Below are 10,100 nucleotides of genomic sequence, written 5' to 3' on the forward strand. Positions count from 1 at the left end.
GAGCGGCTCCTACACTGGAGGAATGCCGCGCAGCAATCGACCTCGGGGGAGTCGGCGCGAAGGCGACGACGAGCCCCGCGACCTCTCGCAGATGATGGCCGGCTGGCGCCGCACCGAGGTCCACGGTGGCCGCGACTGGAACGTGCAGCCCGTCTCCTCCGCCCGCGCGGTCAAGAACTACCTCTGCCCCGGCTGCGGCCAGACCATCGACGTGGGTCTCGCCCACGTGGTCGTCTGGCGCGGCGACGGAGCCCTCGGCGACGCGGCGGACCTCGCTGGGCGCCGTCACTGGCACAGCCACTGCTGGCGCATCGAAGGAGCACGATGACGAAAGAGATCCGCGGAGGCGTCGTCCTCCCCGCCCGGCGCGAGGACATCGAGCTGCGGACCTCCGACGGGCTCGTCCTCGTCGGAGAGCTGGCCCTGCCCCTCGAGCGCGAGCCGGTCGCGACGCTGGTGACCCTGCATCCCCTCCCCACCCACGGCGGGTTCATGGACTCGCACATCCTGCGCAAGGCGGCCGCCCGGCTGCCGGCTCTGGCCGATCTCGCCGTGCTGCGCTTCAACACGAGGGGCACGTCCTCGCCGCGCGGAACCAGCGAGGGCGCGTTCGACGGTGGGACGGCCGAGCGCGCCGATGTCGCCGCGGCGATGCGGCTGGTCGCCGAGCGCGGCCTCCCGCACCCCTGGCTGGTCGGCTGGTCGTTCGGCACGGAGCTGGCGCTGAAGTGGGGGAGGGAGCACCCGGTCGACGGCGCGATCCTCCTGTCGCCGCCGCTGCACCGCGCCACGGCCGACGAGGTGGCCGCCTGGGCCGAGGACGGACGCCCGCTTGTGGCGCTCATCCCCGAGTTCGACGACTACCTGCGTCCCGAGGCCGCTGCCGAGCGCTTCGCGTCCGTTCCGCAGATCGAACTCGTCGCGGTCGACGGAGGCAAGCATCTCTGGGTCGGCGAGGCCCAGACGCGCCGGGTGCTGGACGAGATCGTGCGCGTCGTCGCCCCCGGGTCGTCGCCGCTCCCGACGGAATGGACGGGCGAGACGGCCTGAGCGACCGGTCCACGGTGCTCGGCGGTGCGCTCCGCTGCTCCGGAGGATCGCGCTGCGAGGGCGTGACGCGGACGGCCGCGTCGGCGATGCGCGCACCGGCGCCCGGGTTCGCGCCAGACGACGTCGGCGGTGAGCCATACGCGTATGGTGGCGCTCGCCTCGGTGCGAGGCGCCCACCGTGAGAAGGAGACGTCGATGATCGACCTCAACGCTGCCGCTGCTGCTTACTCGACAGGGCTCGCCCGGGCGAGGGGTGCCTCGGAGATGCGGCTCTCGACCGTGCGGACGGATCGGTGGGTGCAGGTCGTCGTGATCGCCGTCGCACTGGTCGTGGTGATGGGTCTCCTCGCCGCCTGGTGGATGGTCTGCCAGCAGCGGGGCATGTACCCGGCCATGGACATGCCGAGCCTGCAGCGCGGCGGCACCTGGAAGCTCTACTGCCGGAAGTAGGGGCGGCACAGGGAGGTCGACGAGATGGACATCCTCGAGGTCGACGGCATCACCAAGTCCTACGGCGCGGGCACGGTGCTGGCCGATGTCAGCCTGGCGATCGCGGAGGGGGTCGTCCACGGGCTCCTCGGTCCCAACGGCTCTGGCAAGAGCACCGGACTGCACATCCTGACGGGACTCATCGAGGCGGACCGGGGAACGGTGCGGATCCGGGGGGTCGACATCTCCCGGAAGCCGTCCCGACGCCACGTCGGCTTCGCTCCCGATGATCTGCCGCTTCCCGACTCGCTGACGGGCACGGAGTACCTGAGCTTCCACGACGCGATGCGGTCTCGGGACGACCGCGCCCGCTCCCGCGTGCTCGTCGAGGCTCTGGGGCTCTCGGCTGATCTCGACAAGCAGGTCGGACGGTACTCGCACGGGATGAAGCGCAAGATCCAGATCGTCGCGGCGCTCGCGCACGAACCGGACCTGCTGGTCCTGGACGAGCCGTTCCGGGGCCTCGACCCCGACGCGGCCTCGGTTCTGGGAACGGTGATCCGGAGCTTCGCAGCGTCGGGACGGGCCGTGCTCCTCGCGACCCACGACCTGCTCCGCGCGGAGCGGGACTGCGACGACGTGACCGTGCTGCACAGGGGCCGGGTGCTCGCGACCGGGGCACCCCGCTCCCTGATCGGCGCGCGACCCCGCGTGCAGGATCTCGAGGGGCTCTTCCTGGAACTCACCGGGACACCCGATGCGCGGCGCGATCGGCTCCTCGCCGTCGCGACGCTCTTCGCTCCTCCTCGCGGCCGGAGGACCCCGTGACGGCGGCGGCCAGACTGCTCGGGAGCGTCGTGATGGGCGTCGCCACCGGAGCAGCGGTCCTGGTCCTCGCGCTGATCGCGGCGACGGCCTACGCCTGGTCGGTGGGGGAGGAGGCGCGGGTGCCGGGTGTGTTCTCGGCCTCCTTCTCGGAGGAGAACGGAGCGCCGGCGCTCACCGTGGATCCCTCGCCGGGGGGCATGCTGGTCGTCGTCCTCCTCGTCACCGGGACGACGGTCGGCGCGACACTCCTGCGGGTGCTGCGCGTGCGGAGGGCCGCGCGTCGTGGCTGAGCCGGTCCTCACGATAGCTCGGACCGCCACTCGTCTGTGGCGCCGGGACGTCGCCGCTCAATTGCGGATCGGCGAACGGCAGGTCGTCCTCGGCGTCGCGACGGCCGGCGTCCTCGCCGGCTGCTTCGGCGCCCTCCTCGCGCTGATCGTGTCGGGACAGCTCCAGCCGGGACTCCCGGAGGCGCTCCACGTCCTCGTGCTCCGGAACGCCTACAGCAGCACCGTCGTCTCGACGGCGATCATCGTGTCCGTCCTCTGCATGACGGCACCGCCGCACACGGCGCTCCAGACGCTGCTCGACCTGCTGCCGGTCGGACGCGCATCCGCCCGGATCGGTCAACTGATGCCCCTGCTCGCCATCGGGCTCCTCTTCGCGGCAGCGCTCTCGGGAACGTCGATCGCCGTGACGGCGGCCGTCCTCGATGATCCGTTGCGCACCCTGTGGAGCGCGGTGCTCCAGCTCGTCGTCCTGGTGGCGATCGAGCTCCTCGCCGTGGGCCTGTTCACCCTCGTCGACTCCGCCCTCGGCCGAGCGACCTTCCTGCCGCACCCCCACCGGGTCGCCCTCGCCGGTTCCGCCGTCATCACGGGGAGCCTGCTCGTGTCCGTCGGCGACATCGTCGCGATGCCGGTCACGGAGGAGGCCGACGGCGCTCTCGAACCGGCGTCGCTGCTGATGCCCCGAGCGGCGGCCGCGCTGGTGCTGGATCCGGGTGACCTCGTGTCCTGGGGTGTGCTCCTCGCCTGGCTCGTCGGTTCCGGCCTGATCCTCCGGATCGCGGGGTCGCTCGCGATCCGTCGTCCGAGGAGAGCGTCCACGCGGCTCCTCGTCGGTCTCCGGCCGGCGCAGGGAGTGCCGCGGTCAGCCGTCTGGCTGGAGGTCCTCACCGCGGCGCGCGCACCGCAGACGGTGATCGCGGTGATCCTGCTCGTCCCCCTCGTCGGAGTCGCGGCCCGGTTCTCCGCCTCGCCTCTGCTCTCCGGCGTATCGGACGCACTCGCCACGACTCTCCCCGCCCTGCCGCTGCTCCTGGGCGTGTACGCCGTCGGCCGGACCCTTCCGATCCACTGGACGGGGGCGCAGATCTCGGCGCGGTCGTCCTGGTGGATCCTGCCCAAGATGCTCGGCACGCTCCTCGTCGGTTCCGTGCTCGCCGTGCCGGTCGTGCTGGTCGAAGGGGCACTCGGTCTCGTGCACGTGCAGGACCTCGTCGTGATCGCGGGATGCTGCGCACTCGCTGCATCGGCCGCACTCCTGGGGGGCGCGCTGCTGCCGTACAGCGAGGAGCAGTCCGTCTCCACCGCGGTCGCGGGAGCAGCGGTGACCCTCCTCACGGTCGGCGGCACGCTGCTCGCGGGGTGGGTGGGAGAGGCGCTCGGCCGGTGGGCCGTGCTCGTCACGAGCCTCTCGATCGCCGTCGTGTTCGGCGTGCTCTACGCCGCTGTGTCGCTCCGCCTCAGTACTCGGCATGCTGCCCGGGACTGAACGACTGGACTGGAGTCCCGGGGTGGTGGTCGATGCCGCAGGAATCGAGTGCGCCGTCCTCGGAGTCCGGGTCCCGGCCTGCGCCGCCGACTTCGTCGAGCTGGCACTCGACTTCGGGCTCGCGAGCCGGCGAACCCCTCGAGGCCCGTTGCGGCGCGTCGCGAGCCTCCTTCTCCCCGCGCCGAGCATCTCCCGACCGCTGCCGCCCGGCCTCGTTCGCGCAGGAGCCTCGTCCCTGGTCCACAACGCCCGCGGGATGGTGCGGTGGTGGCTGCTGCTCGCCGCCCTCGCCGTGGTCGGCGCCTGGGCGGAGCTCCCCGCACTCATCGGGATCTCCGCGGCGGGCGGGGGCTTCCTCCTCTCGGTCCTCGTCCACGAGGCCGGTCACGTGGTCGCGCTCCGGTGCCTCGCCGGACCGACGGCGCCCGGCTTCCTCGTCTCGAGAGGAAGCCGCTGCCACCTCGTCAGGAGAGTCCTCCCGAGGTACCGCGATGCGGGTGTCGTGATCGCCGGACCGATGGCGCCGAGCGTCCTTCTCCCCGTCCTGCTGACCCTGCCCGACCTGCCGGTCCTCGCGAGCTGCGGATGGCTCGCCCTCTCGTCAGCCCACCTGATCACGCTCGTCGTGCCCGTGGGCGACGGAGCGAACCTCCGTCGTGCACTGGGCGGCGACAGCCGCGCGGAACGCGGTAGGACCGCGGCTCTGCGTAAGGCACGCCCCGAGGGGGATGAGCCGCACGGCGGATGAGCCGTGGCGGGGGATGAGCCGCGGCGGGCGGCCGCGCTCCGCTGGGATCAGCGGGAGGAGCTGTTCGACGAGTCGGTGTCGTCCTCCTCCGAGCCGGAGCCCGAGTCGCCCGCGATCTCGTCGATGTGTCCGATCAGGCCGCGCAGGCCCTTCACGTAGCCGGCGATCGCATCGCGCTCGGTGCGGATCTCGTCGAGGCGTCCCTCCGCGGTGTTGACCAGCTGCCGGTTCCGCTTCTCGGCGTCGGCGATCATCTCCTGCGCCCGCTCGCGCGCCTCGGCGAGCAGGCGGTCCGACTCGTCCTGGGCGTCGCGGCGCAGGCGCGTGGTCTCGTCGAGGGCGTCGCTGCGCAGAGCATCGGCCTCGAGGCGCTTGTCGTTGGCGCGCCGCAGGGCGTCGGCCAGCTGCAGGTTCGACTCGTCCAGGTAGCGCTGCGTCTGGGCCACGGCCTCCTGGTGGCGGAGGAGGGCATCGCGGTCGGCCTCCTCGCGACGCGCCGCGAGCTCGACGGTCAGGTCGATGCGCGCCTGCTCCACGTCGCGCGAGAGAGCCGAGGCCTCGTCGGCCGCAGCGGTGCGCAGTCCCGCGATCTCGGCGTCGAGCAGGGCGACGGCCTCGGCCCGCTCGTGGGCCAGACGCGTCCGCTGATCGTCGAGCTCGCGGGCAGCCTCGGCACGACCGGCCACCAGCTCGGCGTCGAGCGCTGCGCGAGCGGACGTCACATCGGCGTCCAGCGCGGCGCGGGCCGACGACACCTCGGCGGCGACGGCGGCGCGTGCCTCGGCGATCTCGGCCTCGACGGCGGCGCGGAGGCGGGCCACCTCCGAGGCGACCTCCGCGCGCAGCAGCTCGTTGCTCTGCGCCAGGCGGGCGGCCTCGGCGCGGGCGATCTCGACCTCCCGGGCGGCGACGGCGCGCATCTCGGCCGCCTCGCGCTCGGCCTCGGATCGGATGGCCGCGGCCTCGCGCTTCGCGGTCGCGCGGGTCTCCGCAGCCTCGGTCGCGACGGTGCCGCGGATGGCGGCCGCCTCGCGGACCGCGTCCTGCGTCATCACGTCGCGGTCGTCGGCCGCCTTGCCCAGGGTGGCGGCGGCCTGCGCCTCGGACTCGTTGCGCGTGCGGTCGGCGCGGCGGCGAGCCTCCGACACGAGGCGCTCGGCCTCGTCGCGGGCCTCCTGCAGGATCCGGTCGCCGTCGTCGCGGGTGGAGCGGCGCAGCGCCGACGCGTCGTTCTCGGCCTGCGCGATGATGCGCTCGGACTGCTCCTCCGCCACGCGGAGGGTGTGCTCGAGCTTGGCGCCGAGACCCGCGTAGGTCGGCGTGCCGACCTGCTGCAGCTCCTTCTCGAGCTGGTCGATCCGCGCGGCGAGCCGCTTGGACTCGCGGCCGCTCTCGGCCGCCTGGGTGTTCGCGTGGATCAGCTCGCGCCGCAGACCCTGGATGGCCTTGTCGACCTCGTCGCGGTCGTACCCGCGGAACGCCTGGGTGAATTCGGCCTCGTCGCTTGCCACGTCGTCTCCTCCGGATGGATCAGCGCCACGCTCGCGGCACTCCGGGAAGTTTAGTCAGCGGGTCGCTCCCGCCCCGGGGCGACACCCGCGCGCGCCGCCGACCGTGCGCACTCTCGGCTGATCCCTGGGTTCGTCGGAGGGCATCGGCTATCGTGGACTGTCTTTGTCTGTTGCCGTCGCGCCCCGGTCCGGCCGTGTCACCCGAACCGGCTGAGGCCGCCACCCCGATCCGGCAACGCAGGAGGAGTACTTTCGTGCGGTTCGTCTTCGCCATCATCGCCACGGTCATCGCAGCAGCGCTGATCGCTCTCGGCATCGGTCAGCGAACGGTGTGGGCCCCGCCCGAGTCGCTCACCGCTCGAACGGTCCTCGACTCCGACGCTCCCTACGCGGTCGTCGACGGCAGCGTCCTCGCCTCCAACGAGGGCCGCCAGTCGATCACCGTCGAGGGGGAGGGCGACCTGGTCCTCACCTACGCCCGCACGAGCGACGTGCTCGGCTGGGTCGGCGGCTCGGAGTACGACGAGATCGGCTACGACGCCGAGACCGACGAGCTCACCGCCACCACCGAGACCGGGACGCCGATCGAGCTCGCAGCGGACGACGCCACCGCCGACGCCGCGATCGTCGATCCGCGCGGCGCCGACCTCTGGCTCGAGCAGCTCGAGGGCGCCGGCAGCATCGACGTCGCACTCGACGTGCCGGAGGACATCTCCCTGCTGATCGCCACCGACGGCACCGCCCCGGCGGCCGACGAGATCCGGGTGAGCTGGCCCGTGGACACCGCGACCCCGCTCGCCGGCCCGCTCCTCGCGGGCGGCGCCCTCTTCCTCCTCATCGGCCTCGGGCTCTACATCTGGGCCTTCGTGCACCTGCGCCGCCAGCACGGACCGCGCCGCAAGGGACCGCAGGGCAAGGTGCCGCGCGGTGCCCGCCGCCCGCGCGCCCGCGCCGGGATCCAGGCGTCGCTCGCCTCGCCGGCGCCGAGCCGGCGCCGTGGACTCCTCGTCCTGCCGATCGTGCTCGGAACGACCGCACTGCTCGCGGGCTGCAGCTCCGATTACTGGCCCGACCTCGCCGCGGGCGCCAGCGCGACCCCGACCGCCACCGCGACGTCCACCGCCGGCGCGGAGCCGATCGCCGAGATCCCGACCCCCGTCGTCACGACGCAGCAGGCGGAGGCGATCGTCGCCTCGGTCGCCGACGTCGCCTCGGCCGCCGACGCGGCCCGCGACGCGACGGTGCTCGCCGAGCGCTTCCAGGGCGAGGCCCTGACGGAGCGGACCACCAACTACGACGTCGTGAACAAGGGCGGGACGATCGATCCGCCGCAGACGATCCCCGCCTCCCCGGTCAGCGTCGTCCTGCCCCAGGACACCGAGACGTGGCCGCGCCTGGTCACCGCCGTGGTCGGGGACCCCGCCGACACGACCACAGCGCCCATCGCCCTGATGATGAGCCAGGCCAGCCCGCGGGTCGACTACAAGGTCGACTACGCGATCTCGCTCGAGGCCAACGCCCGCATCCCCGATGTCGCGCCCGTCACCGTCGGCACCTCGATCGTCGCCCCGGACTCGAAGCTGATGACCCTCGCGCCCGAGACCGTCGGAGCGGCGTACGCCGACATCCTCGCCAACGGCGACGCGAGCCAGTACGCCGAGCTGTTCGCCCCCGAGGGCGACACCCTGCGCGGCCAGGTCGGAGTCGACAAGAAGACCGCCGACCGCGAGGCGCTGCCCGACACCGCCTCGATCGAGTTCTCGAACAAGGCCGGCACCTCGCCCACCATCGCCCTCGCCACGAACGACTCGGGCGCCCTCGTCGCCGCGAGCATCGCCGAGGTCTCCACGGTCCGCCCGACCGCGGAGGGGTCCACCGTCTCGACGTCCGGCGCCTCGCAGACCCTGCTCGGCACCGACAAGTCGACGACGGGCATCGAGACCACCTACGGTTATCAGTTGTTGTTCTACGTACCGCCCGTCGGATCGGAGGAGAAGATCGTCATGCTCGGATGGAGCCAGGGACTCGTCTCGGTGGTGCAGCTGCCGTGAGCGCCGTCCCGCCCCTGCCCGGAAACCTCCGCGGCGCCGTCGACCTGTCCAGCCTCGTGAACAGGCGCGCGCCTCAGTCGCCCGCGCCCGGAGCCGCTGCTCCGGCCGGATCGCCGGCCGCCAATCCGCTGCTGCTCACCGCGGGCGACGCCGAGTTCGACCAGGTCGTCCAGCTCTCCTCGCGCGTCCCCGTGATCGTGGATCTGCGGGGCTCCTGGGCCGAGCAGAGCACGAGCATGACCGCGCTGCTCGAGAAGGTCGTCCTCTCGTACGCCGGGGCCTTCGTGCTCGTGGGCGTCGACGTCGAGTCGAGCCCGCAGCTCGCCCAGGCTTTCCAGGTGCAGTCGGTCCCCACCGTCGCCGCCGTCATCGCCGGGCGCCCCGTGCCTCTCTTCAGCGGTCTCATCGCCGAGGAGCAGCTGCGCGACCTGCTCGAGCAGGTCCTCCAGCTCGCCGCGCAGAACGGCGTCACCGGCAGCGTCCCCGTCGAGGGCGAGGCGCCGGTCGACGGAGCCGAGCCGGAGGCGGCCCCGCTGCCCCCGCACCACCAGGAGGCGTACGACGCGATCGACCGGGGCGACTACGCCGCGGCGATCACCGAGTACGAGACCGCCATCGCGCAGAACCCGCGCGACGACCTCGCCGTCGCGGGCCTCGCGCAGGTGAAGCTGCTCCAGCGGCTCCAGGGCAGGACGCTCGACGACATCCGCTCCACCGCGGCCGCGGAGCCCTCGAACCTCGACGCGCAGCTCGCCGTCGCCGACCTCGACGTCTCCGGCGGCCACGTCGAGGACGCCTTCGACCGCCTGCTGTCGATCTTCCCGCGGCTCGACGCCGACGGGAAGGCGAGCGTGCGGGCGCGACTGCTCGAACTGTTCGAGATCGTCGGGACCACGGACCCGCGCGTGAACAAGGCGCGGGCGCGGCTGACCGGGTTGCTGTACTGACTGAGGGAGCGAGCGCTGCGCGATCGCTCCCTCGGTCATTACAGAGCGGGGCGAGCGCAGGCGCTCGCCCCGCCGCGGTCGGCTGGGTGGGTGGTCGCGTTTCCGAGAGCGGGGTGCGATCGGCTCGCTCGAAACGCTCGCACGCGTTTCTCGCCTATCGCCTTGGAGAGGGGCGGCTGGTCAGTCCGCTGGGACTCGAGCGAGACCTCCGCTGTGCGGTCGGACTCGGCGGGGGCGGGAGTGAGCGTGCTGCGCACGGCTCCTTCGAGTGAGCGTGCTGCGCACGGCTCCTTCGACTGGGCGTGCTGCTGGAGACCCGCCGAGTGAGCGTGCTGCGCACGGCTCATTCGAGTGAGCGTGCTGCGCACGGCTCGTGCGACTCAGCGTCCGGCTCAGGGATCCGTCGAGTGAGCGTGCTGCGAATGGCTCCTCAGTTCGAGCTTGCTGAAAACGGCTCCTGCGACTGAGGACGTCGAGTGCGGTTCCTTCTACTGGGCGTGTTGCGCGTGGTTCTGTGGCGGTGGGCGTGATGCGAACGGCTTCGCCGCGGGGAGAGGGCGGAGCGCCGCGTCGCTGAACGTGGGGGAGTCGTGGGGACCCGCCGCGGGAGCGGGCGTCAGCGCTGAGGATCGAGCGGCGGCGCCGCGACGCTGTTCCGTGGGAGGAGACGACGACGGCAGGCGGAGAGTGCCGGGGGCACCGCTCCGCCCGCCGCCGCGGGGTGGAGAGGTCAGTCGGAGGCGGGGCGCAGATAGAGGGC

Annotated in this window: 10 protein-coding genes; 9 read left to right on the plus strand and 1 reads right to left on the minus strand. The window is 72.8% G+C overall.

All coding sequences use genetic code 11. The annotated features are described in order from the left end of the window. Positions 1 to 22 precede the first annotated feature (22 nt). From NB037_RS09130 to NB037_RS09160, 7 genes are all read left to right on the plus strand, one after another. Positions 23 to 328, plus strand: coding sequence for an Rv1322 family protein (locus tag NB037_RS09130; RefSeq protein ID WP_251945312.1), 306 nt, complete (start codon positions 23 to 25; stop codon positions 326 to 328). Further along, the gene (locus NB037_RS09135) at positions 325 to 1,050 is read left to right on the plus strand and encodes an alpha/beta hydrolase (RefSeq protein WP_251945314.1); all 726 of its coding nucleotides are present in this window, start codon (positions 325 to 327) and stop codon (positions 1,048 to 1,050) included. The genes NB037_RS09130 and NB037_RS09135 overlap by 4 nt, the downstream gene beginning before the upstream one ends. A gap of 195 nt (positions 1,051 to 1,245) precedes the next feature. Next, complete coding sequence (locus NB037_RS09140) at positions 1,246 to 1,500, plus strand: hypothetical protein (protein WP_251945316.1); 255 nt, start codon at positions 1,246 to 1,248, stop codon at positions 1,498 to 1,500. 24 nt (positions 1,501 to 1,524) lie between these two features. Continuing rightward, positions 1,525 to 2,307, plus strand: coding sequence for an ABC transporter ATP-binding protein (locus NB037_RS09145; protein WP_251945318.1), 783 nt, complete (start codon positions 1,525 to 1,527; stop codon positions 2,305 to 2,307). After that, positions 2,304 to 2,597: a hypothetical protein gene (locus tag NB037_RS09150; RefSeq protein ID WP_251945319.1), complete on the plus strand. Its 294-nt coding sequence runs from the start codon at positions 2,304 to 2,306 to the stop codon at positions 2,595 to 2,597. Before NB037_RS09145 ends, NB037_RS09150 begins: the two co-directional genes overlap by 4 nt. Further along, positions 2,590 to 4,083: a hypothetical protein gene (locus NB037_RS09155; protein ID WP_251945321.1), complete on the plus strand. Its 1,494-nt coding sequence runs from the start codon at positions 2,590 to 2,592 to the stop codon at positions 4,081 to 4,083. The genes NB037_RS09150 and NB037_RS09155 overlap by 8 nt, the downstream gene beginning before the upstream one ends. Before the next feature lie 256 nt (positions 4,084 to 4,339). After that, positions 4,340 to 4,831: a hypothetical protein gene (locus NB037_RS09160; RefSeq protein ID WP_251945323.1), complete on the plus strand. Its 492-nt coding sequence runs from the start codon at positions 4,340 to 4,342 to the stop codon at positions 4,829 to 4,831. Between the two features lie 47 nt (positions 4,832 to 4,878). On the opposite strand, the gene NB037_RS09165 is transcribed toward NB037_RS09160, so the two are convergent. Beyond that, positions 4,879 to 6,342, minus strand: coding sequence for a DivIVA domain-containing protein (locus NB037_RS09165; protein ID WP_251945326.1), 1,464 nt, complete (start codon positions 6,340 to 6,342; stop codon positions 4,879 to 4,881). Positions 6,343 to 6,596: 254 nt separating this feature from the next. Between NB037_RS09165 and NB037_RS09170 the strand changes: the two genes are divergently transcribed. Further along, the gene (locus NB037_RS09170; RefSeq protein ID WP_251945328.1) at positions 6,597 to 8,393 is read left to right on the plus strand and encodes a DUF8094 domain-containing protein; all 1,797 of its coding nucleotides are present in this window, start codon (positions 6,597 to 6,599) and stop codon (positions 8,391 to 8,393) included. After that, entirely contained in the window at positions 8,390 to 9,340 is a 951-nt protein-coding gene (locus NB037_RS09175; RefSeq protein WP_251945330.1) for a tetratricopeptide repeat protein, read from the plus strand. Before NB037_RS09170 ends, NB037_RS09175 begins: the two co-directional genes overlap by 4 nt. Positions 9,341 to 10,100 lie beyond the last annotated feature (760 nt).

This window comes from Rathayibacter rubneri (assembly GCF_023743255.1).
GTDB lineage: Bacteria > Actinomycetota > Actinomycetes > Actinomycetales > Microbacteriaceae > Rathayibacter > Rathayibacter rubneri.

What these genes read in the sequence shown, in the direction of transcription:
- NB037_RS09130 (WP_251945312.1), top strand. Translation starts at nt 23, where the DNA reads ATGCCGCGCAGCAATCGACCTCGGGGGAGTCGGCGCGAAGGCGACGAC.
- NB037_RS09135 (WP_251945314.1), top strand. Translation starts at nt 325, where the DNA reads ATGACGAAAGAGATCCGCGGAGGCGTCGTCCTCCCCGCCCGGCGCGAG.
- NB037_RS09140 (WP_251945316.1), top strand. Translation starts at nt 1,246, where the DNA reads ATGATCGACCTCAACGCTGCCGCTGCTGCTTACTCGACAGGGCTCGCC.
- NB037_RS09145 (WP_251945318.1), top strand. Translation starts at nt 1,525, where the DNA reads ATGGACATCCTCGAGGTCGACGGCATCACCAAGTCCTACGGCGCGGGC.
- NB037_RS09160 (WP_251945323.1), top strand. Translation starts at nt 4,340, where the DNA reads ATGGTGCGGTGGTGGCTGCTGCTCGCCGCCCTCGCCGTGGTCGGCGCC.